The sequence below is a fragment of the Tepidiphilus olei genome, assembly GCF_006980705.1.
GTDB classification, from domain to species: Bacteria; Pseudomonadota; Gammaproteobacteria; order Burkholderiales; family Rhodocyclaceae; genus Tepidiphilus; species Tepidiphilus olei.
Map to the genome: position 1 here is coordinate 1 of NZ_SBHO01000013.1, position 21,442 is coordinate 21,442.

Genomic DNA, 21,442 nt, shown 5'->3' on the forward strand with positions numbered 1-21,442 from the left:
TAAGGGAAGGAGGAAACTGCGGACGCTTTGGCTCATGCAGGAAGGGAACTGTCCGGAATGCGGAGAGAAAATTACGAAGGAAACCGGATGGAATATCCATCACGTCCTTCCGAAATCTCACGGTGGAACGGACTCAATCTTTAACCTGCAACTCCTTCACCCGAACTGCCACAGACAGCTCCACAGCCAAGGTGGTAAGTGAACTGCCGGCTCCTGTCAAAAGGAGCTTAGCAGAGGCTTGAGCCGTATGCGGGGAAACTCGCACGTACGGTTCTTAGGGGGCGGGGCGGCAGTAATGCCGTCCTGCTACCCGACACCGGGAACTGCGACGACGCACCCGAGTGGCCAGCATCTTCCCCAACATGGATTCCTGCCTGCGCCTGGTCTCGGCGCTGCTGGCCGAACTCGACGACGAGTGGATGACCGGCAAGGTCTATCTCAACCTCAACCCGTAACCCCAGCGTCATGACCAACACCACGGAAATTTACAGAAAAAAGGTTGCACAACCTTGCGTTAGACTGTCTTCCGTCGTTACCACGTCGTCCTCGTGAGGTCTGTCTATGTGCCAGCTGCTTGGCATGAACTGCAACGTTCCCACCGATATCTGCTTTTCCTTCACCGGCTTCCGCGCGCGGGGCGGACGCACCGACCACCATCGCGACGGCTGGGGGATCGCTTTTTTCGAGGGCCGCGGCGTGCGCGTCTTCCTCGATCCACAGCCGAGTGCAGATTCGCCGATCGCCGAGCTCGTGCGCCACTACCCCATCCGTTCGCTCAACGTGATCGCCCACATCCGCAAGGCCACGCAAGGGGTGGTGCGGCTGGAGAACACGCACCCTTTCGTGCGCGAGCTGTGGGGACGCTATTGGGTCTTTGCGCACAACGGCAATCTCCTCGACTATGCGCCTCCTTTGAGCGGCCGTTTCCTGCCCGTGGGGGATACCGATTCGGAACGGGCCTTCTGCCACCTGCTCGATACCTTGGCGCGGCGTTTTCCCGATGGACCACCGGCACCGGCGGCGCTCTTCGCCACGCTGCGCGAGGTGGTGGGGAAAATCGCCGCGCACGGGGAATTCAACTTTCTGCTCTCCAACGGTGAGCGGCTCTACGCGCACGCCTCGACCCGTCTGTGCCATCTCGTGCGCCAGGCGCCCTTTGCTGCGGCGCATCTGTGTGACGAGGACTTGACGATGGACTTCAGCGAGGTGACCACGCCTCGGGATCGCGTGGCGGTGATCGCCACCACGCCGCTCACCGACAACGAAACCTGGACTCCGATTCCGCCGGGGACGCTGGTGAGCTTTTGCGATGGAGCGGTGGAAGAACTCGCAGGGTGAATGTTCCCGCGTGCGCGAGATGAACCGAGGTGTAGACTAGTGGGACGCTGAACAAGTAAGCCTGCGAGCTTTTCTCGCCGAGGAGTATCCAGTTTCCGGGGCAGAATGGGGCGAACATTTCCGAGAGGGTGGAATTTTTCGCGCCTTGGGGTGTGTTGCTTGCATGACATCGCTGACGTTGGTAGCCGTGCCGAGCACTATGGGCACAAGGCCGGAGGCCGCTTCCACGCCGATGTGCCCCTCAAGGTTTTTCATCGTAGGGGAGTATCGGACACGATCACGCCGTCTTCGTCGGCATAGGCGAACATCCCCGGCACGAAGGTGACGCCGCCGAAACTGACCGCAATGTCGCGCTGCCCTTCGCCGCGTTTCACCGTTTTCTGCGGATGGGTGGCGAGCGCCCAGACCCCCAAGGGAAGACGGCCGATGGCGGCTGAGTCGCGGATGCAGCCATAGACGATGACCCCGGCCCAGCCGTTCTTCACCGCGAGTTCGGCGAGGTTGTCACCCAGGAGCGCCCGGCGAAGGGACCCCCCGCCGTCGATCACCAGCATCGCGCCCTGGCCGGGCTCGGCGAGCATCTCGCGCACCAGCGCGTTGTCCTCGAAAATTTTCAGGGTGCGCACGGGCCCGCCCGCGGCGCGGGCGCCGCCATAGGAGCGCAGCATGGGGGCGAGCACGCGCACGCGGTCTTCGTGCGCGTCACACAGGTCGGCGGTATGGAAGTCCATAAAAAAATCTCCGGTCGGTGGAAGACGACCGGAGATTCTAGCAGCAGCTCGGACGCGGTATGGCGTCCACCCGGGTTCAGGATTCGAGCACGGCTTCTTCGTCGAAGAGCAGCTTCACCTTGCCTTCGGCATCGACGTCGATCGTGACGTGCCCGCCGTTCACCAGCCGCCCGAAGAGGAGCTCGTCGGCGAGCGCGGCGCGGATCGTGTCCTGGATGAGCCGGGCCATGGGGCGCGCGCCCATGAGCGGGTCGAACCCCTTGGCGGCGAGCCAGGCCTTGAGTTCGTCGGTGAAGTGCACCTCGACCTTGCGCTCGTGCAGCTGGGCTTCGAGCTGCATGAGGAATTTCTCGACGACGCGCTGGATGATCTCGTTGTCGAGCGGCTTGAAGGAGATGATCGCGTCGAGCCGGTTGCGGAACTCCGGCGAGAAGATCCGCTTGAGCTCGCTCATCTCGTCGCCGGCCTCGCGCTTGGAGGCGAAGCCGATGGTGCTCTTTTGCATCGTCTCGGCACCCGCGTTCGTCGTCATGATGATGATGACGTTGCGGAAGTCGGTCGAGCGGCCGTTGGCGTCGGTGAGCGTGCCGTGGTCCATCACCTGCAGGAGGATGTTGAACACGTCCGGGTGCGCCTTCTCGATTTCGTCGAGCAGCAGCACGCAGTGCGGTTTCTTCATCACCGCTTCGGTGAGGAGCCCCCCCTGTTCGAAGCCGACGTAGCCCGGCGGCGCGCCGATCAGGCGGCTTACCGTGTGCCGTTCCATGTACTCCGACATGTCGAAGCGGATGAGGTCGATCCCCAGCGTGTAGGCGAGCTGGCGGGCGACTTCGGTCTTGCCCACGCCGGTGGGGCCGGAGAAGAGGAAGGCGCCGATGGGTTTCTGCGGATTGCCCAGGCCCGAGCGCGACATCTTGATGGCGCGGGCGAGCGCCTCGATCGCCGCGTCCTGCCCGAAGACGACGCTCTTCAGGTCGCGCTCGAGGCTGGCGAGTTTCTCGCGGTCGTCGGCGGCCACGGTACGCGGCGGGATGCGCGCAATCTTGGCGACGATCGCCTCGATCTCGCCTTTGCCGATCACTTTTTTCTGCTTGTTCTTGGGCAGGATCTTCTGCGCCGCGCCGGCTTCGTCGATGACGTCGATCGCCTTGTCCGGCAGCTGCCGATCGGTGATGAAACGCGCCGCGAGCTCGGCGGCGGCATGCAGCGCCGCGGTGGAGTATTTCACGTTGTGGTGCGCTTCGAAGCGGCTGCGCAGCCCCTTGAGGATGGCGATGGTGTCTTCCACGCTCGGTTCGGGAACGTCGATCTTCTGGAAACGGCGCGACAGGGCGTGATCCTTTTCGAAGATCTGGCGGTATTCGGCGTACGTGGTGGCGCCGATGCACTTGAGCTGACCACTGGAGAGGGCCGGCTTGAGCAGGTTGGAGGCATCGAGCGTGCCGCCCGAGGCGGCGCCTGCGCCGATCAGGGTGTGGATCTCGTCGATGAAGAGGATGGCGTTGGGCCGCTCTTTCAGCTGCTTGAGCACGGCCTTGAGGCGCTGTTCGAAGTCGCCGCGGTACTTCGTGCCGGCAAGCAGCGCCCCCATGTCGAGCGCGTAGACCTGGGCATTGGCGAGGATCTCGGGCACCTTGCCTTCGACGATCATGCGCGCGAGCCCTTCGGCAATGGCCGTCTTGCCCACGCCGGCTTCGCCCACGAGCAGGGGATTGTTCTTGCGCCGGCGGCAGAGCGTTTGGATGACGCGTTCGAGCTCGGTGCCACGGCCGATGAGCGGGTCGATCTTGCCTTCGCGGGCGAGCTGGTTGAGATTGACGGTGAAGTTCTCCAGCGCGCCGCCGGCGTTTTGCTGGGTGTCTTCTTCTTCTGCCGGCTCGGGTCTGGTCTTGGCGTTGCTGTTTTGTCCCCCCGCGGCGCTGCGCGACTTGACGATGCCGTGCGAGAGGTAGTTGACGAGGTCGAGACGGGTGATCTTCTGCCGCTGCAGCAAATAGAGCGCGTGCGAATCCTTCTCGCCGAAAATCGCCACCAGCACGTTGGCGCCGACCACTTCGGCCTTGCCCGAGGATTGTACGTGCAGGATGGCGCGCTGGATGACGCGCTGGAAGCCCAGCGTGGGTTGGGTGTCGACCTCACCGTTGCCCGGCACGCGGGGCACGTGCGTGTCGATGAACTGCGACAATTCTCGGCGCAATTCGTCGAAATTGGCCCCCACCGCACGCAACGCATCGGCCGCCGACGGGTTGTCGAGCAGGGCGAGCAGCAGGTGCTCGACGGTGACGTATTCGTGCCGCTTCTGCCGCGCGTCGACGAACGCCATGTGTAAGGTGACTTCTAGCTCTTGGGCGATCATTTTCAAACTTCCTCCATGACGCAGGCGAGGGGGTGTCCGTGTTGCCGGGCAAAGGTCGTGACTTGTTCGACCTTGGTGGCGGCGATGTCTTTCGGATAGACGCCACACACTGCCATCCCCTCATGATGGACTTTGAGCATGATTTGCGTCGCGCGTTCGCGGCCCATGTGAAAAAAACGCTCCAGCACGATCACCACGAAGTCCATGGGGGTGTAGTCGTCGTTGAGCAACAGCACCTTGTAGAACCGCGGGGGAGTAACCCGCGCCTCTTCTTTCTCGAGGATCGGGATGGTGGTATGCCGTGTCGTCATGGTTTCATTCTAATGCGTCCGTGCCCAAACGCAACCCCGGCGCTGACGATGTGATCAATCGTTGCGCTCAATCGTCGCGTTCGGAAAAATCGCTTTCGATGCGATCGATCAGGGCATGGAACACTTCGCGTACCTGACGTTCGCTCACGCCCATGAGGAGCGCGTCGTCGAGGGTATCCTTGAGCATCTGGGCGAGTTCCTCGAGATTCTCGCGCAGGACTTTGCGCTTTTCCGTACAGCCGATCGCTTCGCCCGAGGGAGTGCGCCAGATGAGGTGTTCGAGGAATGCGTCGAGTTCGTTCATGGGGGAGGGGTGCCGCCCCGCGCGGGGCGGCGGAAAGGGGCTCAGCCGCGCAGGACGGCGGCGATCGCTTCGGCGACGTAGTCGAGGTTGCGCGCGTTGAGCGCGGCGATGCAGATGCGCCCGGAGCGCACGGCGTAGATGCCGTACTCGCTCTTGAGCCGTTCGACCTGCTCGGGGGTGAGCCCGGTGTAGGAGAACATGCCGCGCTGGCCGGTGACGAAGGAGAAGTCCTTGCCCGGCACGGCGGCTTCCAGGCGCTGGCGCAGCCCTTCGCGCATGGCGCGGATGCGTCGGCGCATGCCGCCGAGCTCTTCTTCCCATTGTGCGCGCAGCTCGCTCGAGGCGAGCACGTCGGCCACGAGCGCCGCGCCGTGCGAGGGCGGGTTGGAGTAGTTGGTGCGGATGACGCGCTTGAGCTGCGACAGCACCCGCTCGGCCTCGTCACGCGAGCCCGTGACGATGGACAGCGCCCCGACGCGCTCGCCGTAGAGGGAGAAATTCTTCGAAAACGAGCTCGAGACGAAGAAGGGGATGCCGGTGGCGAGGAAATGGCGCACCGCCGCGGCGTCGGCGTCGATTCCTTCGGCGAAACCCTGGTAGGCCATGTCGAGGAAGGGGACGAGCTCGCCCGCCACGCAGGCTTGGGCGACTTCTTTCCACTGCGCTTCGGTGAGATCGGCTCCGGTGGGGTTGTGGCAGCAGGCGTGCAGCACGACGATGCTGCGCGGGGCCATGGCCGCGAGCGCCGCCTTCATGCCGGCGAAATCCACTCCGCCGGTGCTGGGATCGTAGTAGCGGTAGGTGTGCACGGGAAAGCCTGCGGCCTCGAAGATGCCGCGATGGTTTTCCCAGCTGGGGTCGGAGATGTAGACGGTGGCCTCGGGCACGATGCGCTTGAGGAGATCACCGCCGATGCGCAGCGCCCCGGTGCCGCCCAGCCCTTGGGCGGTGACGACGCGCCCTTCGGCGAGCAGCGGGGAATTGGCGCCAAAGAGCAGACGCTGCACGGCGCCGGTGTAGGCGGCCGGGCCTTCGATGGGCTGGTAGCCGCGCGGCTTGGCCTGACGCACGCGCGCTTCCTCGGCGGTCTTCACCGAGGCGAGCAGCGGAATGCGTCCTTCTTCGTCGTAATACACGCCTACGCCGAGGTTCACTTTCTGCGGGCGCGGGTCGGCGGCGAAGGCTTCGTTGAGTCCGAGGATGGGGTCGCGCGGCGCGAGTTCGACCGCGGCAAAGAGACTGCGGGACATGGATCGGGGCTCCTGAGGCTGGACCATCGGGCTGTGCCTTGCGGGAACCCGCTTCGGGGTAAGATGTCGCAAGGCTACCGCCTAAAAAGGAAATTGTAGCATGGCCGAACTTCCTTCCTCCAGCGGGCGCTTCGTGCGCTTTCCGGGCAGCCCGTTCGAGCTCTTCCAGCCCTATCCGCCGGCCGGTGACCAGCCGCAGGCGATCGAGGCGCTGGTATCGGGCATCCGCGACGGGCTGATGTTTCAGACGCTGCTGGGGGTGACCGGTTCGGGCAAGACTTACACCATGGCCAACGTGATCGCCCGCTGCGGGCGCCCGGCCCTGGTGATGGCGCCGAACAAGACGCTCGCCGCCCAGCTCTATGCCGAGTTCCGCGAGTTCTTCCCCAAGAACGCCGTCGAATACTTCGTCTCGTATTACGACTATTATCAGCCCGAAGCCTACGTGCCCAGCCGCGACCTCTACATCGAGAAGGATTCGAGCGTCAACGCGCACATCGAGCAGATGCGCCTGTCGGCGACCAAGAGCCTGATGGAGCGGCGCGACGTGGTGATCGTGGCCACCGTCTCGTGCATCTACGGCATCGGCGACCCGGTCGATTACCACTCGATGGTCTTGCACCTGCGCGAGGGCGAGCGCATGGGGCAGCGCGCCATCATCGAGCGTCTGGTGCAGATGCAGTACGAGCGCGCCGACGCGGATTTCCGCCGCGGCACATTCCGCGTGCGCGGCGAGGTGATCGACGTCTTCCCGGCCGAGAGCGCGGAGTACGCGCTACGCATCGAGCTCTTCGACGACGAGATCGAGCATCTTACGCTCTTCGATCCGCTCACCGGCCATCTGGTGCACAAGCTCGTGCGCTTCACCGTCTATCCTTCGAGCCATTATGTGACGCCGCGTGCCACCGTCTTGCGCGCGATCGACTCGATCAAGGAGGAGCTGCGCGAGCGCAAGGCGTGGCTGCTGGAGTGCGGCAAGCTGGTGGAGGCGCAGCGTCTGGAGCAGCGCACGCTCTTCGACCTGGAGATGCTCTCCGAGATGGGATTTTGCAAGGGCATCGAGAACTATTCCCGGCATCTGTCGGGACGCCGTCCGGGCGAGCCTCCGCCCACGCTCATGGACTACCTGCCGGCCGATGCGCTGCTCTTCATCGACGAGTCGCACGTGACGGTGGGGCAGATCGGGGGGATGTTCCGCGGCGACCGTTCGCGCAAGGAGAACCTCGTCGAATATGGCTTTCGCCTACCTTCGGCGCTCGACAACCGGCCACTCACCTGGGAGGAGTTCGAGCGATTGATGCCGCAGACGATCTTCGTCTCGGCCACGCCCGGCGAGTACGAGACGACGCACCAGCAGCAGCTCGTGGAGCAGGTGGTGCGCCCCACGGGGCTGGTCGACCCGGAAGTGATCGTGCGCCCGGCTTCGACCCAGGTCGATGACCTGCTCGCCGAAGCCAAGCGTCGCGTGGCCGCCGGCGAGCGCGTGCTGGTGACCACGCTCACCAAGCGCATGGCCGAAGATTTGACGGAGTATCTCAACGAGAACGGCGTGCGCGCGCGCTACCTGCATTCGGACATCGACACGGTCGAGCGCGTGGAGATCATCCGCGACCTGCGTCTGGGGGAATTCGACGTGCTGGTGGGGATCAACCTGCTGCGCGAGGGGTTGGACATCCCCGAGGTGTCGCTGGTGGCGATCCTGGACGCGGACAAGGAGGGGTTTCTGCGCTCCGAGCGCTCGCTCATCCAGACGATCGGGCGGGCGGCGCGCAATCTCCACGGCACGGCCATCCTCTACGCCGACCGCGTCACCGAGTCGATGCGCCGCGCCATCGACGAGACCGAGCGGCGCCGCGCCAAGCAGCTCGCCTACAACGCCGAGCACGGCATCACCCCGCGCGGTGTGACCAAGCGCATCAAGGACATCATCGACGGGGTCTATGGTGAAGAGGGCGAGAATCGGCCCTCGGCGCGGGCCGTCGCCGCGACCGAGGTGCACTGGGAAGAGTCCATCGACCCAGCCGACGAGAAGGCGGTGGCGCGGGCGATCACCCGGCTGGAGAAGGAGATGCTGGAGCACGCGCGCAATCTGGAGTTCGAGGCAGCGGCGCAGGTGCGCGACCGGCTCTTTCGCTTGCGCGCGCGTGTCTTCGGTGCCGATCCCCACGCCTCGCTCGAGGAGTGAGGAAACGAGGAAAGTTGAAGGGCGCGGCGTTTGCCGCGCCTTTTTTCAGGCGGCGGGAGGTTGCTCGTCGGCGACGGCGGGGGTCGATTCGACAGAGGATCGTTTGGTCTCTACCTGCACCAGCGGCCCTTCCTCGATCTTGGGCGGGCGCACCACGGGGCGGCCGAGCCGTACGATCACTTCGGTGGGCTCGAGCTCGGCGAGCTTGGCCGGATCGGTCTCCACCCACTGCAGGCCGGCGGCGGCGAGGATCTCGCGCAGGGATTCTGAAGTCATTTCCGGTGCAGGTGCGGGAGGAGGGGCGGCCGGCGTGCTTGCCATGGCAGATTCGCGGTGCGTCGAAGTGCTCGGCGCACGAGGTTCGCTCGATGATGGGGGAGGAGCCGCTTCTCCACCCTCGGGGGCTGCCGGGGCTTCCTGGAGTGTCGGGCGAGTGGCCGGCGTTTGCTCGGTCGGCTCGGGGTGTTCCCTTTTCGTGGCGTGGCTGGCGGGGAGCTGCATCGCTTCGGGTGCCGGGCCGGCGAGCGGCAGCGGTGCGAGTGCTTCGGCATCTCGGGTTGTTGGTTCGCTTTCGTCACGCGGGTGCCGAAGCGCCTGGGAATCGGCCTGCCATTCGGTCGTTGGGGCATCCGCGCGAGGCGTCACGGTGGCGTGTGGGGTTGCGGCTTCGATATACGCGTCCGAACGCCGCGATTCGATCGTCGGTTCGGGGAGTCGTGGCGGCACGATGGCGGGCAGATCACCTGCCTTTTGCTCGGAAGCGGCGGGCTCGGTGGGCAGCGCTTCCTCGGTGGCATCGGCGCGCTTCGTTGCGGCTTTGCGTGCCGGGGCGATCTCATCGGTCCGAGCGGATTCGTCGCTGGCAGCAAGGTCGGCTTCGTTTTGCCCCGTTTCTTCGGTCTCGGCGGCTTCGATCGCCTCGGCGGTTTCTCCCATGACCTTGCGGCGCGAGCGCGAACGACGCCGGCGCTTGACGGTGGCCTCCGAGGTGCTCTCGGTCGTGGGTGGGGCGCCTTCGAGGGATTCGGCAGCTTCGTGTACCGTGGCCAGGGTGGTGGGGGGCGCCTCGATGCTGCCGGAGGAGCTCGGTGACGTTGCGGTGCGAGGCTGCGTTGAGCTCTTGTCCGAGACGGTAGCGCTTTGGGGCGCTGAGGAGGCTGGACGTGCGCCGGGTCGCTCCGAAGATTCTGCGCGGCGCCGGCTCGATTCACGTGAGGGACGGTCGCCACGGTGTCCGTTGTCGCTGCTTCGGGTTCTCGGCTGGCGACGGCCCTCGGGGCGGCGGGCCGATTCGGACGCCTCGGGCTCGGCCGGCGGCGTAGCGGGTTCTTCGGCTTTGGGCGGCTCGTTGCCGCCAGGCCCCATGAGACTGCGGAGCCAGGATTTGAGACGCTGCACCAGAGGGGCCGGTGCGGCTTTCACCTCTGGAGTCTCGGGGGTGGGGGGCACGGAAGGGGGCGGGCTGCTCGCAGAGGGCGGCGGTGTCTCGGGGGTGATTCCCTTGACGGCAGCGACCTGCCGCCGGGCAGGCTTGTCCGAGAGATCGACGAGGCGATTGGGTTCGGGCGCGGGCGGCGTGGCGAGCTCGTAGCTCACCAGGGCGACGTCGTGCGCATCGAGTTGATCGTGACGCAGACGCACCACTTCGTGGACGGGGGTTTCCATGTGCCGGTTGGGGATGACGACGATGCGCACCTTGTGGCGTGCCTCGATGCGGGCGATGTCGACGCGTTTTTCGTTGAGCAGGAAGGTGGCGACATCGACGGGCACTTGCGTATAGACGGCTGCGGTGTTTTCCTTGATCGCTTCTTCTTCGATCAGGCGCAGGATGTGTAGCGCCGCCGACTCGGTGCTGCGAATGTGACCGGTGCCGGTGCAGCGCGGGCAGGGGATGTAGCTCGTCTCGGCGAGTGCCGGGCGCAACCGTTGGCGCGAGAGCTCTAGCAGTCCGAATTTGCTGATTTTGCCCAGCTGAACGCGGGCGCGGTCGTGTTTGATCGCATCCTTGAGGCGATTCTCCACTTCGCGTTGATTCTTGGCCGCATCCATGTCGATGAAGTCGATGACGATGAGCCCGCCGAGGTCGCGCAGGCGCAATTGGCGGGCGATTTCGTCCGCGGCTTCCAGGTTGGTCTTGAGTGCGGTCTCTTCGATGTCGGCTCCCTTGGTGGCACGGCCGGAATTGACGTCGATGGCCACCAGCGCTTCGGTGTGATCGATGACGATCGCTCCGCCGCTCGGCAGATTCACCTGGCGCGAGAAGGCCGTCTCGATCTGGTGCTCGATCTGGAAACGGGAGAAGAGCGGGACGTCGTCCTGGTAGCGCTTGACGCGGGGCACGAAGTCGGGCATGACGTGGGCCATGAATTGGCGCGCCTGCTCGCAGATGTCGTCGGTGTCGCAGAGAATTTCGCCGATATCGGGCTGGAAGTAGTCACGGATCGCTCGGATCACCAAGGCGCTTTCTTGGTAGATGAGGAAGGGGCCGGACTGGGAGGAGGCGGCTTCTTCGATCGCGCGCCATAGCTTGAGGAGATAGTCGAGGTCCCATTGCAGCTCGTCGCGCGTGCGACCGATGGCGGCGGTGCGCGCAATCAGGCTCATGCCTTCGGGGACGTCGAGTTCCTCGAGCAGCGCCTTGAGTTCGGCCCGCTCCTCGCCGTCGATGCGTCGTGACACACCACCGCCGCGCGGGTTGTTGGGCATGAGCACGAGATAGCGGCCAGCGAGCGAAATGTAGGTGGTGAGCGCCGCGCCCTTGTTGCCGCGTTCGTCTTTTTCCACCTGGACGATGAGCTCTTGCCCCACCGAGAGCGCGTCTTGCACCCGGGTGCGACCGTTGGCTTCGGTACTTTTCCAGTAGGTGCGGGCGACTTCCTTGAAAGGAAGGAAACCGTGACGGTCTTCACCGTAGTCGACGAATACCGCTTCGAGACTGGGCTCGATACGGGTAATCACCGCTTTGTAGATGTTGCCTTTGCGCTGTTCGTGTGCTGCCGATTCGATGTCGAAGTCGATGAGCTTTTGACCATCGACGATGGCGACGCGCAGTTCTTCTGGCTGCGTCGCATTGAAGAGCATGCGTTTCATCGTGTCCTTACTCCCGCGCTCGGGACGGACACGAACGGGCAGTGGCCCGACGAGGGTTCGACGTCAGTGCGCAGGAGCACCGTTCCGCGGCGGCCAGGCAGGCCTCACGGAGCAAGGAGCTGCGCCGTGCATTGCGGGGGTCGTGGGGCCGGATCTCGGTGGCACCATGTCGTCGATCGTCTCTTCGGTCTCGTGCCGCTCCGCTGTCGGTGCGGCGTTGCTGCATTCCTGTTCGTGTCCGCCCAAGCCGTTCAAGTTGAGAAAAAAGTCTGTGGCCGGGCGACCCTGGTGTTCCGCTGGTGGCTTCGGCAAGGGGCATGAGACTGGAGCTCCCGGCGCGAAGCGTTCTTTCGGGACATCGCGATCAATTCGCTGCACAGCCGTATGGAGACGTTCTCCGGCGCTCGGGTGTTTGCCCATCTCGTCGAGATGGTCTGGCATCTGTGCTCCGGGCAACTTGCCTTGCGGCTGCTGGCAGCAGGTTCGTTCGCGCGCCCTTCGATTCCGGTCGGGCGGGAGCACGACGTCTTCTCGACGGGCTCGACCGCTCGAAGTCGGTCCACTCCGGGTGGACGTTACACGACGACTCGACCGTGAATCGAAGCGATAGTATATTCGGGAAGATGATGGAACGCAAAATTTCTCCCGCGGCGCAGGAGTGGTGCGTCGATGAGGCGGGCGCCGGGCAGCGCCTGGACAATTACCTCTTGCGCCACCTCAAGGGGGTGCCGAAGAGTCACGTCTATCGCATCATCCGCAGCGGCGAGGTGCGCGTCGACGGCCGTCGGGCGCAGGCGCAGACACGCCTCGAGCAGGGACAGAGGGTGCGGGTGCCGCCGGTGCGCGTGGCCGAGGCACCCGTGCGTCCGGCGATTCCCGCCGGGCCGCCGCTGCCAGTGATCCATGAGGATGAAGACTTGCTCGTCCTCGACAAGCCGGCCGGCTTGGCGGTGCATGGCGGCTCGGGCGTGTCGTTCGGGGTGATCGAACGCTTGCGCGCCGAGCGTCCGGCGGCACCGCTGCTCGAGCTGGTGCATCGGCTCGATCGCGAAACTTCCGGTCTGCTGATGGTGGCGAAGCGCCGCTCGGCCCTGAAGGCGCTGCAGGATGCCTTGCGCGCCGGGCAGGTGCGCAAGCGCTATCTCGCCTTGGTCCACGGCCTCGTCGAGCAGCACGTGCAGCACGTGCGCGCGCCGCTCTTCAAGTACCTCACGCCGGAAGGGGAGCGGCGCGTGCGCGTCAGCTCCGAGGGGAAGGTCGCGCACAGCATCGTGCGGCGCCTGCGGCGCTGGCCGCAGGCGGGTTATACCTTGGTGGAAGTGGAACTGAAGACCGGGCGCACGCATCAGATTCGCGTGCATATGGCGCATCTGGGGCATCCCTTGGTGGGAGACGAGAAGTACGGTCGTTTCGCCGCCAACAAGGCGCTGGCGCGATCGGGATTCGATCGCATGTTCCTGCATGCGGCTTTTCTTTCTTTCATGCATCCGCGCTCGGGGGTGCGCCTCGACCTGGAGGCGCCATTGCCGCCGGAATTGCGGGAATTTTTGGCTGATCTGGGCCCGGGGGAGGAGGGGTGAGCGCATTCGATCTGGTGGTATTCGATTGGGATGGAACGCTGATGGATTCGACGGCAGCCATCGTGCGGGCGATGCAGCGTGCCGCCGAGGATCTGGGCGTGCCGCCTCCGCCGGCGCAGCGGGCGCGGCAGGTGATCGGCCTGGGCTTGACCGATGCCTTGCGTCTGGCACTGCCCGAGTTGCCGGCGCAGCGCTACCCGGAGATGGCGGCGCGCTACCGCCACCATTACTTGTCGCACGACGGCGAGCTCGAGCTCTTTCCCGGTGTCGAGGAGCTGCTTGCGCGGCTCGCGGCGGCCGGGCGCTACGTGGCGGTGGCCACCGGAAAGAGCCGGCTGGGGCTGGAGCGTGCGCTCGATCATTCGGGCTTGCGCCGCTACGTGATGGCCTCGCGCACCGCCGATGAGTGCCATTCCAAACCGCATCCACAGATGCTGCACGAGCTGCTGGCAGAGTTTGCGGTTCCGCCCGAGCGGGCGGTGATGGTCGGCGATACGACGCACGATCTGCTCATGGCCCAGGCGGCGGGAACGTCCGCCATTGGCGTGGCCTACGGGGCGCATCCGCGCGAGGCGCTCACGGCCCTGCGACCGTTGTCGGTGGTGGATTGTGCGGGCGCGCTCGCGCCGCTAGTGCTGGGCGAGAAAGCCGAAGACGGTCGGGCGCTTGCCGAGCGTCGGTAAGGGGTCGGCGCGCCAGCGTGCGACGGGGGCGGTGCGGATCCATTGATCCGGTTGAGTGAGATGGCAGGCCACGCACAGCAGCGTCGTCGGCGCCAGCACCCGCACCAGGGTTTCGAGCATGCGATCGTTACGGTACGGCGTTTCGATGAAGAATTGGCTTTGCTGGTGGGCGCGTGAGGCCGCTTCCAGCGCGGCGATCGCGGTGGCGCGCTCCGGCGCCGGGATCGGCAGGTAACCGTGAAAGGTGAAACGCTGGCCCTCGAGGCCGCTGCCCATGAGCGCGAGCAGGAGGGCCGAGGGACCGACGAGCGGCACCACGGCAATGCCGCGCCCGTGCGCCCGGGCGACCAGCGCCGCTCCGGGGTCGGCCACCCCGGGGCAGCCGGCATCGGACATCAGGCCGAGATCTTCGCCCTCGAGGCAAGGCGCGAGCAGTACGTCCAGGGCGGCCGGCGTCGGCGCGTCGGGGATGCGCTGCAGCAGTAATTCGGCAATTGGCCCTGGATGTCCTAGGCGTTTGAGGGCGGCGCGGGCCGGTTTCTCGTTTTCGACGACGAAACGGCGCAGGCGCTGCACTTCGCGTAGATGTTCCGGCGGCAGCAGCGGCGGCCCTTCATCGCCCAGCGGCGTGGGGATGAGCAGCAATCGCCCGGGGGTCACGGCAGCGTCCAGCCGAGTCGGCGCAGCATCCGCGCCGTGGCGATGAGCGGCAGGCCGATGAGGGCGGTGGGGTCGCTCGATTCGATCACCTCGAGCAGGGCGATGCCGAGCCCCTCGGCCTTGGCGCTGCCGGCGCAGTCGAGCGGCCGTTCGCGCTCGACGTAGCGCACGAGTTCCGCGTCGGTGAGGTCGGCGCGAAAGCGCACCCGGGTGGGCACGAGTTCGGTCTGGGCGCGACCTTGCTCGTCGAGCACGCACACGGCGGTGGAAAATTCGACCGTCCGGCCGCGCATGCGCTGCAGTTGCGCAACGGCACGCTCCACGCTCCCCGGTTTGCCGAAACGCTCGTCGCCGAGATGGGCGACCTGGTCGCTGCCGATGACGTGGCAGGCTTCGTCGAGCGTCGCCGCGACCGCTCGGGCCTTGGCTTCGGCCAGTCGCCGGGCCGTCCGTGCCGGGGGTTCGCCGGGCAGCGGCGTTTCATCGACTTGGGGTGCGAGGGCAGTGAAGGGCAGGCCGAACCGTTCGAGGAGCTGGCGGCGGTAGGGCGAGGTGGAAGCGAGGATGAGACGCGTCATGGAGAGGAATTTTTTGACAAAAATTTCAGGAAATCTTATCATTGAGAACTTATGTCGCAAAACGTGACCCTGCCCGATCCGCTGGTGTTCGCACGGGATGCCGATTCGCTCTGCGGCGAGTTCGGATCCGGCGAGTTGTCGCGCCTATCCGCTTCCGTGCTCGAATTGGGGGCGGTGCGCTGGCGCGTCTCGGGGGCGTGTCTCGAAGATGGTCGCGCTGCGCTCGATGTGTCCGCTCAAGGTGTAGCCGTTTTGCGCTGCGAGCGTTGCCTGGGGCCGTTGGATTGGGCTTTTGCCGTGGCGCGGCGTTTGTCGCTCTATCGTGCCGACGAGGACATCCCCGAGGAGGAACTCGAGGATGAATCCTGTGACGCGATCCACTTCGCAGGGGCGCTCGACGTGGCAGGGCTGGTGGAAGACGAGATTTTGCTCGAGTTGCCGGTGTTCGCGCGGCATGAAGCCTGTGAACCCCCAGGGCCATGGGAGGCGGGTGAAGCGCTTTCTCCTTTTGCGGTCTTGGCGCAACTGAAGCGCTCGTGAGACAATCCTGAACTTTTTGGGCCGGCATCGTCCGGCCTGTTCGAACTAGAGGAGTATCCGGTCATGGCCGTTCAGCAGAACAAGAAGTCCCCTTCGAAGCGTGGGATGCACCGCGCGCACCAGGCGTTGAAGAACCCGCCGATCGCCGTCGATCCCACCACGGGGGAAGTGCATCTGCGTCATCACGTCACTCCGGGCGGCTTTTACCGCGGCCGTAAAGTGATCGACGTCGGCGGCGAATGATCCCATTCTCTTGCGATCGATGAGCTCGCGCGCTTCGTGCCGCCTCTCGGTGCGCGCTTGCCCGTTTATCGTGACTGATCATGACAGCTTCTGAGCGCGCAAAGCCGTTCGTGCTTGCCGTGGATTGCATGGGCGGGGATCACGGACCGCAAGTCACCTTGCCGGCGATCGAGTCTTTCCTGCGCCGGCGTTCGGATGTTTCCGTGCTTGCAGTGGGGCAGCCATCCGTGCTCGAGGCAGAGGTGGGGCGCCTTCGTCGTCGATTCGGGGAGCGAATCGAGCTCGTGCCGGCTTCCCAGGTCGTCGAGATGGACGAGGCGCCCACGTCCGCCATGCGCAACAAGAAGGATTCTTCCTTGCGCGTGGCGATCGAGCAGATCAAGGCGGGCCGGGCGCAGGCGGCGGTCTCCGCGGGGAATACCGGTGCCTTGATGTCGATCGCACGCTTCGTGTTGAAGACGCTGCCCGGTATCGATCGCCCAGCCATTGCCACGGTGTTGCCGGCGCGAGGTAGTCGCGTCTGGGTGCTCGATCTCGGGGCCAACGTCGATTGCACCGCCGAGCACTTGCGTCAATTCGGCATCATGGGGTCGTTGCTCGTGTCCGCCGTCGAGCAGGTGGAGCTTCCCCGGGTGGGGTTGCTCAACATCGGCGCCGAAGACATCAAAGGCAATCAGGTGGTGCGGGAAGCCGCGGCGCTGCTGCGTGCCACCGACCTCAATTTCGTCGGCAACGTCGAGGACATCTACTCCGGCCAGGCGGATGTGGTGGTGTGCGACGGATTCGTCGGCAACGTCGCCCTCAAGACGACCGAGGGTCTCGCGCAGATGCTCGCGCTCATCCTGCGCGAGGAATTCAACCGCAGTCTGCTGACTCGCCTCATGGGGCTGGCGGCCTATCCGGTGCTCAAACGATTCAAAAATCGCGTCGATCCGCGCCGCTACAACGGCGCGGTGTTGGTGGGATTGCGCGGGGTCGTGGTGAAGAGCCACGGCGGGGCCGATGCCTATGCCTTCGGTCAGGCTCTGGATCGGGCGGCCGAGGCGGCGGCGCATCGCCTGGTCGAGCGCATCGAACGAAAAATGGCGGGGGCGTGGCCACGGGCCGCCTCGCCCGTCACCGAGGTGGCATCGTCATGAGATTTTCCCGCATCATCGGCACGGGTAGCCATCTGCCCGGAGTTCCCATCACCAACGACGATCTGGTCGCGCGCGGCATCGACACGTCGGATGAATGGATTCGCACCCGCACCGGCATTGCCGCGCGGCATTTCGCCGCCGAGGGGGAGATGGCGAGCGACCTTGCCCTCATCGCCGCACGGCATGCCCTGGAGCGGGCCGATTGTCGGCCCGACGACATCGACCTCCTCGTACTCGCCACCTCCACGCCGGATTACGTTTTCCCCAGTACGGCCACTCTCCTGCAGGCCAAGCTGGGCATGACCAATCGGGCGCCTGCGTTCGACGTCCAGGCGGTGTGCAGCGGTTTCGTCTATGCGCTGGCGCTCGCCGACAAGTTCCTGCGCCTGGGGGAGGCACGCCGCGCGCTGGTGGTCGGCGCCGAAGTCTTCTCTCGCATCCTCGACTGGAACGATCGCTCCACTTGTGTGCTTTTCGGCGACGGGGCCGGCGCCATCGTGCTCGAAGCCGATGAACTGCCGGGCATCCTCGCCACCCGACTGCACGCCGACGGGCGACATCACGCCGAGTTGTGGGTGCCGGGGCAGGTGGGCGCGGGTAAAGTGCAAGGAGATCCCTTCGTGCGCATGGAAGGGCAGGCGGTGTTCAAATTCGCCGTCCAGGTGCTCGCCGAAGTGGCGCACGAAGTGCTCGATCTGGCCAAACTGCCAGTCGAATCGCTCGATTGGCTGATCCCTCACCAGGCCAACGTCCGCATCCTGCAAGCCACGGCCAAGCGCCTGGGGCTGCCACCCGAGCGAGTCATCAGCACGGTGGATCGGCACGGCAATACGTCGGCGGCTTCCATTCCATTGGCGCTCGACGTCGGCATCGCCGAGGGCAAGGTTCGTCCAGGGCAGACGCTTTTGCTCGAGGGCATCGGCGGCGGTTTCACCTGGGGTGCGGCGCTGCTGCGCTATTGAGGAGACGGAGGATCATGCGTTTCATGTTCGTGTTTCCCGGTCAGGGGTCGCAGTCCGTCGGCATGATGGCCCCTTATGAGGGGCTGCCGGCCATCCGTGAGACCTTTGCCGAGGCGAGCGACATCCTCGGCGAGGATCTCTGGGAGATGGCCCTGTCAGGCCCGGCCGAACGGCTCGCCCTCACGGTCAATACCCAGCCGCTGATGCTCACGGCCGGTGTGGCCGTGTGGCGCGCCTGGCGCGCCCTGGGTGGCCCCGAACCGGCGCTCCTTGCGGGACACAGCCTGGGAGAATATACGGCATTGGTGGCCGCGGAGAGTCTGTCGTTTGTCGACGCGCTGCCGTTGGTGCGATTGCGCGCCCAGGCGATGCAGGAAGCGGTTCCGGCCGGCGTCGGCGCCATGGCTGCGGTGATGGGGCTCGACGTGGCGGCGCTGGAATCCGTCTGTCGCCAGGCCGCTGCCGAGACGGGGGGCATCGTCGCCCCGGCCAATCTCAATGCTCCGGGGCAGATCGTCATCGCCGGGCACAAGGAGGCGGTCGAACGCGCTGCGGCGCTCGCCAAAGAAGCCGGAGCCAAGCGCGCCGTGCCGCTGCCGGTGAGCGCCCCTTTTCACTGCGAACTGATGAAACCGGCCGCCGAGCGGCTTGCCGAGCGCCTCGCCGGCATCGCGCTGCGCCCGCCGCGTATTCCCGTGCTGCACAACGTCGATGTCGCCGAACACCGCGACCCGGAGGAGATTCGCCGTGCCCTCGTCGAGCAGGCCTGGCGCCCCGTGCGCTGGATCGAGACGATCGAAGAGGCGGCGCATCGCGGCATCACGCACGTCCATGAATGCGGGCCCGGCAAGGTGCTCGCCGCGCTCACCAAGCGCATCGTCAAGGACCTCGAGGGTGGGGCGCTCGCCGACGCGGCGACCCTGCATGCGGCGCTCGAGGCGCTCGGCATCAAGGGCTGACAAGGAAGAGGGGAAGACATGATCCAGTTTCGCCTCGACGGCCAGACGGCCGTCGTCACGGGAGCCTCCCGCGGCATCGGCCGAGCCATCGCACTCGCCCTGGGGCAAGCGGGGGCCAAGGTGATCGGTACGGCGACCACCGACGAGGGGGCTGCCGCCATCTCCGAAGCGCTGCGCGCCGAGGGTATCGCCGGCGAGGGGATGCGGCTCGACGTCACCGACGCGGCTGCGGCCACGGCCTTCATCGGTGCCGTCGAACAGCGCCACGGCCCCATCGCCGTGTTGGTGAACAACGCCGGCATCACCCGCGACAATCTCGCCCTGCGCATGAAGGACGAGGAATGGGACGCCGTGCTCGACACAAATCTCAAGGCGACTTTCCGCCTATGCAAGCTCGTGCTCAAGGGGATGATGAAGGCGCGCTACGGCCGCATCGTCAACCTCACCTCCGTGGTGGCGCATTCGGGCAACCCCGGTCAGGCCAATTACGCCGCGGCGAAAGCGGGCGTGGCCGGCATGAGCCGCTCGCTCGCGCTCGAGCTGGGCAGCCGTGGCATCACGGTAAATTGTATCGCCCCCGGTTTCATCGACACCGACATGACCCGGGCGCTCGGCGACGAGGCCCGCGATGCCCTGGCCGGTCGCATTGCCCTGGGTCGGTTCGGTTCGCCGGAAGAAGTGGCCGCGGCAGTACTCTTTCTCGCCTCGCCGGCGGCTTCTTACGTCACCGGCGTCACACTACACGTCAATGGCGGCATGTACTTGGCGGCCTGACGTGTAACGAACCATTGCAAACTTCCCAACTTTGGTAGAATAATCCCGTTTTTTCCACATCCCGTTCAAGGAGTTTCCTGAAATGGAAAACATCGAGCAGCGTGTCAAGAAAATCGTCGCCGAGCAGCTGGGCGTCAATGAAGCCGAAATCAAGAATGAATCCTCCTTCGTCGAGGATCTCGGCGCAGATTCACTTGACACCGTCGAACTGGTGATGGCGTTGGAAGAAGAGTTCGAATGCGAGATTCCGGACGAAGACGCCGAAAAGATCACCACGGTGCAGCAGGCCATCGACTACATCACCAACCACGCCAAGAAATAATCCCCTTTTTCGACTACGGAGCCAACCTTGACCCGTCGCAGAGTCGTCGTCACCGGGATGGGTATCGTCTCCCCGGTGGGTAATACCGTCGAAGAAGCTTGGGCCAACGTCGTTGCCGGGCGCTCCGGCATCGTTCCCATCAGTCGTTTCGACGCCTCCGGTTTTCCGGTGCGCATCGCCGGCGAGGTCAAGGGATTCGACGTGGAGGCCTATATCCCGAAGAAAGAGGCGCGCCGTATGGACGTCTTCATTCATTACGGGATGGCGGCTGGGATCCAGGCCATGCGTGATTCGGGGCTCGAAATCACCGAAGAGAATGCCGAGCGCGTAGGTATCAACATCGGCTCCGGCATCGGCGGTCTGCCGATGATCGAAGAGACGCATGGCGAATTCCTCAAAACCGGTCCGCGTCGGATCTCCCCCTTCTTCATTCCTGCCACCATCATCAACATGATCGCCGGACATCTGTCGATTCACTTCGGCATCAAGGGGCCGTGTCTGGCGATGGTGACCGCCTGCAGTACCGCTACGCACTGCATCGGCGAGGCGGCGCGCATGATTCAATACGGCGACGTCGACGTGATGATCGCCGGCGGAGCCGAATCGACGGTAACGCCACTGGCGATCGGCGGGTTCGCTTCGGCCAAGGCGCTGTCCACGCGCAACGAAGAGCCCGAACGTGCGAGCCGCCCCTGGGACAAAGACCGCGACGGGTTCGTGCTCGGCGAGGGGGCCGGGGTCCTGGTGCTCGAAGAATACGAGCACGCCAAGGCCCGCGGTGCACGCATCTACGCCGAGGTGGGGGGCTATGGCATGAGCGCCGATGCCTTTCACATGACGGCGCCGTGCGAGGATGGCGATGGTGCCATGCGCTGCATGCGCAACGCGCTCAAAGACGCGCGCATGGCACCCGACGAGATCGACTACATCAATGCCCACGGCACCTCCACGCCGCTGGGCGACGTGGCCGAGACGGTGGCGGTGAAGCGAACCTTCGGCGAGCATGCGCGGCAGCTGGTGGTGAGTTCGACCAAGTCGATGACCGGGCATCTGCTGGGCGCAGCCGGTGGGGTCGAGGCCGTGTTTACCGTGCTCGCGCTGCATCACCAGGTCGTGCCGCCCACGATCAATCTCGAAGAGCCCGGCGAGGGGTGCGACCTGGACTACTGCCCAAACGTCGCCCGTCCCACCCGCATCCGTGCGGCGCTGTCCAATTCCTTCGGCTTCGGCGGCACCAACGGCACGCTGCTCTTCAAGCGGATGTGAATGATATATGGATGGCGGCCCGATGAAGCCACGCCGGCTCGTCGTGCCGCTACCGAGGTTCGCGATCTTTCTGGCGCTCACCCTGGGTACGGCGAGCGTTTTCCTCTCCGTCCTCTACTTTCGCTGGCCGGTAACGCTCATGATCGGCGCGGCTCTCGGTATCTCTGTTCG

The 21,442-nt window shown here is 65.3% G+C and carries 21 protein-coding genes and 1 pseudogene; 14 read left to right on the forward strand and 8 right to left on the reverse strand.

Going from position 1 to position 21,442, the window contains the following annotated elements:
• The first annotated feature begins 34 nt into the window (after positions 1-34).
• From EPD80_RS11605 to EPD80_RS10760, 3 genes and pseudogenes are all read left to right on the forward strand, one after another.
• Entirely contained in the window at positions 35-202 is a 168-nt protein-coding gene (locus EPD80_RS11605) for an HNH endonuclease (protein ID WP_390613120.1), read from the forward strand.
• A gap of 112 nt (positions 203-314) precedes the next feature.
• Positions 315-455, forward strand: a pseudogene (locus EPD80_RS10755) (transposase); the annotation flags it as partial.
• Positions 456-561: 106 nt separating this feature from the next.
• Positions 562-1,338: a class II glutamine amidotransferase gene (locus EPD80_RS10760; protein WP_142811707.1), complete on the forward strand. Its 777-nt coding sequence runs from the start codon at positions 562-564 to the stop codon at positions 1,336-1,338.
• 251 nt (positions 1,339-1,589) lie between these two features.
• On the opposite strand, the gene rraA is transcribed toward EPD80_RS10760, so the two are convergent.
• The 5 genes from rraA to EPD80_RS10785 all read right to left on the reverse strand — a co-directional run bounded on the left by rraA (position 1,590) and on the right by EPD80_RS10785 (position 6,290).
• A complete protein-coding gene (gene rraA / locus EPD80_RS10765; protein WP_142811709.1) occupies positions 1,590-2,069 on the reverse strand; it encodes a ribonuclease E activity regulator RraA in 480 nt (159 codons plus the stop codon).
• Between the two features lie 76 nt (positions 2,070-2,145).
• Entirely contained in the window at positions 2,146-4,425 is a 2,280-nt protein-coding gene (gene clpA / locus EPD80_RS10770) for an ATP-dependent Clp protease ATP-binding subunit ClpA (RefSeq protein WP_142811712.1), read from the reverse strand.
• Between the two features lie 2 nt (positions 4,426-4,427).
• Positions 4,428-4,736: an ATP-dependent Clp protease adapter ClpS gene (gene clpS, locus EPD80_RS10775; RefSeq protein WP_142805080.1), complete on the reverse strand. Its 309-nt coding sequence runs from the start codon at positions 4,734-4,736 to the stop codon at positions 4,428-4,430.
• Between the two features lie 67 nt (positions 4,737-4,803).
• On the reverse strand, positions 4,804-5,040 hold the full coding sequence (locus EPD80_RS10780) for a hypothetical protein (RefSeq protein WP_142811714.1): 237 nt from the start codon (positions 5,038-5,040) through the stop codon (positions 4,804-4,806).
• Between the two features lie 41 nt (positions 5,041-5,081).
• Positions 5,082-6,290 carry an amino acid aminotransferase gene (locus EPD80_RS10785; RefSeq protein WP_142811716.1) on the reverse strand — a complete coding sequence of 403 codons (1,209 nt, stop codon included), beginning with the start codon at positions 6,288-6,290 and terminating at the stop codon, positions 5,082-5,084.
• 100 nt (positions 6,291-6,390) lie between these two features.
• Here EPD80_RS10785 and uvrB point away from each other — a divergent pair, with 100 nt between their 5' ends.
• Positions 6,391-8,475: an excinuclease ABC subunit UvrB gene (gene uvrB, locus EPD80_RS10790; protein ID WP_142811718.1), complete on the forward strand. Its 2,085-nt coding sequence runs from the start codon at positions 6,391-6,393 to the stop codon at positions 8,473-8,475.
• Between the two features lie 45 nt (positions 8,476-8,520).
• Here uvrB and EPD80_RS10795 read toward each other — a convergent pair whose 3' ends face one another.
• The gene (locus EPD80_RS10795; protein ID WP_142811719.1) at positions 8,521-11,565 is read right to left on the reverse strand and encodes an Rne/Rng family ribonuclease; all 3,045 of its coding nucleotides are present in this window, start codon (positions 11,563-11,565) and stop codon (positions 8,521-8,523) included.
• A gap of 623 nt (positions 11,566-12,188) precedes the next feature.
• Between EPD80_RS10795 and EPD80_RS10800 the strand changes: the two genes are divergently transcribed.
• Both EPD80_RS10800 and EPD80_RS10805 read left to right on the forward strand, forming a co-directional pair.
• Positions 12,189-13,145, forward strand: a complete 957-nt coding sequence (locus EPD80_RS10800) for an RluA family pseudouridine synthase (protein ID WP_206673329.1) — start codon at positions 12,189-12,191, stop codon at positions 13,143-13,145.
• Entirely contained in the window at positions 13,142-13,828 is a 687-nt protein-coding gene (locus EPD80_RS10805) for an HAD family hydrolase (protein WP_260677396.1), read from the forward strand. Before EPD80_RS10800 ends, EPD80_RS10805 begins: the two co-directional genes overlap by 4 nt.
• Here the strand turns inward: EPD80_RS10805 and EPD80_RS10810 are convergent.
• Positions 13,775-14,488: an SAM-dependent methyltransferase gene (locus tag EPD80_RS10810; protein WP_178086751.1), complete on the reverse strand. Its 714-nt coding sequence runs from the start codon at positions 14,486-14,488 to the stop codon at positions 13,775-13,777. The genes EPD80_RS10805 and EPD80_RS10810 overlap by 54 nt on opposite strands.
• Positions 14,485-15,066 carry a Maf family nucleotide pyrophosphatase gene (locus EPD80_RS10815; protein ID WP_142811722.1) on the reverse strand — a complete coding sequence of 194 codons (582 nt, stop codon included), beginning with the start codon at positions 15,064-15,066 and terminating at the stop codon, positions 14,485-14,487. Before EPD80_RS10815 ends, EPD80_RS10810 begins: the two co-directional genes overlap by 4 nt.
• A 51-nt stretch (positions 15,067-15,117) precedes the next feature.
• Between EPD80_RS10815 and EPD80_RS10820 the strand changes: the two genes are divergently transcribed.
• The 8 genes from EPD80_RS10820 to fabF all read left to right on the forward strand — a co-directional run bounded on the left by EPD80_RS10820 (position 15,118) and on the right by fabF (position 21,271).
• Positions 15,118-15,606: a YceD family protein gene (locus EPD80_RS10820; protein WP_142811724.1), complete on the forward strand. Its 489-nt coding sequence runs from the start codon at positions 15,118-15,120 to the stop codon at positions 15,604-15,606.
• Positions 15,607-15,669: 63 nt separating this feature from the next.
• On the forward strand, positions 15,670-15,849 hold the full coding sequence (gene rpmF, locus EPD80_RS10825; RefSeq protein WP_142805088.1) for a 50S ribosomal protein L32: 180 nt from the start codon (positions 15,670-15,672) through the stop codon (positions 15,847-15,849).
• An 80-nt stretch (positions 15,850-15,929) separates the two neighbouring features.
• Positions 15,930-16,988 carry a phosphate acyltransferase PlsX gene (gene plsX, locus EPD80_RS10830; protein WP_142811726.1) on the forward strand — a complete coding sequence of 353 codons (1,059 nt, stop codon included), beginning with the start codon at positions 15,930-15,932 and terminating at the stop codon, positions 16,986-16,988.
• Entirely contained in the window at positions 16,985-17,950 is a 966-nt protein-coding gene (locus tag EPD80_RS10835; protein ID WP_142811728.1) for a beta-ketoacyl-ACP synthase III, read from the forward strand. Before plsX ends, EPD80_RS10835 begins: the two co-directional genes overlap by 4 nt.
• 14 nt (positions 17,951-17,964) lie before the next feature.
• Positions 17,965-18,909, forward strand: a complete 945-nt coding sequence (gene fabD / locus EPD80_RS10840; protein ID WP_142811730.1) for an ACP S-malonyltransferase — start codon at positions 17,965-17,967, stop codon at positions 18,907-18,909.
• Between the two features lie 21 nt (positions 18,910-18,930).
• The gene (gene fabG, locus EPD80_RS10845) at positions 18,931-19,683 is read left to right on the forward strand and encodes a 3-oxoacyl-ACP reductase FabG (RefSeq protein WP_142805126.1); all 753 of its coding nucleotides are present in this window, start codon (positions 18,931-18,933) and stop codon (positions 19,681-19,683) included.
• 82 nt (positions 19,684-19,765) lie between these two features.
• On the forward strand, positions 19,766-20,005 hold the full coding sequence (gene acpP, locus EPD80_RS10850; protein WP_142805092.1) for an acyl carrier protein: 240 nt from the start codon (positions 19,766-19,768) through the stop codon (positions 20,003-20,005).
• Positions 20,006-20,032: 27 nt separating this feature from the next.
• Positions 20,033-21,271, forward strand: coding sequence for a beta-ketoacyl-ACP synthase II (fabF, locus tag EPD80_RS10855; protein WP_142805093.1), 1,239 nt, complete (start codon positions 20,033-20,035; stop codon positions 21,269-21,271).
• The last annotated feature ends 171 nt before the right edge of the window (positions 21,272-21,442 follow it).

What these genes read in the sequence shown, in the direction of transcription:
- clpS (WP_142805080.1), bottom strand. Translation starts at nt 4,736, where the DNA reads ATGACGACACGGCATACCACCATCCCGATCCTCGAGAAAGAAGAGGCG.
- rpmF (WP_142805088.1), top strand. Translation starts at nt 15,670, where the DNA reads ATGGCCGTTCAGCAGAACAAGAAGTCCCCTTCGAAGCGTGGGATGCAC.
- acpP (WP_142805092.1), top strand. Translation starts at nt 19,766, where the DNA reads ATGGAAAACATCGAGCAGCGTGTCAAGAAAATCGTCGCCGAGCAGCTG.
- EPD80_RS10785 (WP_142811716.1), bottom strand. Translation starts at nt 6,290, where the DNA reads ATGTCCCGCAGTCTCTTTGCCGCGGTCGAACTCGCGCCGCGCGACCCC.
- clpA (WP_142811712.1), bottom strand. Translation starts at nt 4,425, where the DNA reads ATGATCGCCCAAGAGCTAGAAGTCACCTTACACATGGCGTTCGTCGAC.
- EPD80_RS10815 (WP_142811722.1), bottom strand. Translation starts at nt 15,066, where the DNA reads ATGACGCGTCTCATCCTCGCTTCCACCTCGCCCTACCGCCGCCAGCTC.
- EPD80_RS11605 (WP_390613120.1), top strand. Translation starts at nt 35, where the DNA reads ATGCAGGAAGGGAACTGTCCGGAATGCGGAGAGAAAATTACGAAGGAA.
- EPD80_RS10795 (WP_142811719.1), bottom strand. Translation starts at nt 11,565, where the DNA reads ATGAAACGCATGCTCTTCAATGCGACGCAGCCAGAAGAACTGCGCGTC.
- EPD80_RS10800 (WP_206673329.1), top strand. Translation starts at nt 12,189, where the DNA reads ATGATGGAACGCAAAATTTCTCCCGCGGCGCAGGAGTGGTGCGTCGAT.
- plsX (WP_142811726.1), top strand. Translation starts at nt 15,930, where the DNA reads ATGACAGCTTCTGAGCGCGCAAAGCCGTTCGTGCTTGCCGTGGATTGC.
- EPD80_RS10760 (WP_142811707.1), top strand. Translation starts at nt 562, where the DNA reads ATGTGCCAGCTGCTTGGCATGAACTGCAACGTTCCCACCGATATCTGC.
- EPD80_RS10835 (WP_142811728.1), top strand. Translation starts at nt 16,985, where the DNA reads ATGAGATTTTCCCGCATCATCGGCACGGGTAGCCATCTGCCCGGAGTT.
- fabD (WP_142811730.1), top strand. Translation starts at nt 17,965, where the DNA reads ATGCGTTTCATGTTCGTGTTTCCCGGTCAGGGGTCGCAGTCCGTCGGC.
- rraA (WP_142811709.1), bottom strand. Translation starts at nt 2,069, where the DNA reads ATGGACTTCCATACCGCCGACCTGTGTGACGCGCACGAAGACCGCGTG.
- EPD80_RS10820 (WP_142811724.1), top strand. Translation starts at nt 15,118, where the DNA reads ATGTCGCAAAACGTGACCCTGCCCGATCCGCTGGTGTTCGCACGGGAT.
- EPD80_RS10780 (WP_142811714.1), bottom strand. Translation starts at nt 5,040, where the DNA reads ATGAACGAACTCGACGCATTCCTCGAACACCTCATCTGGCGCACTCCC.
- uvrB (WP_142811718.1), top strand. Translation starts at nt 6,391, where the DNA reads ATGGCCGAACTTCCTTCCTCCAGCGGGCGCTTCGTGCGCTTTCCGGGC.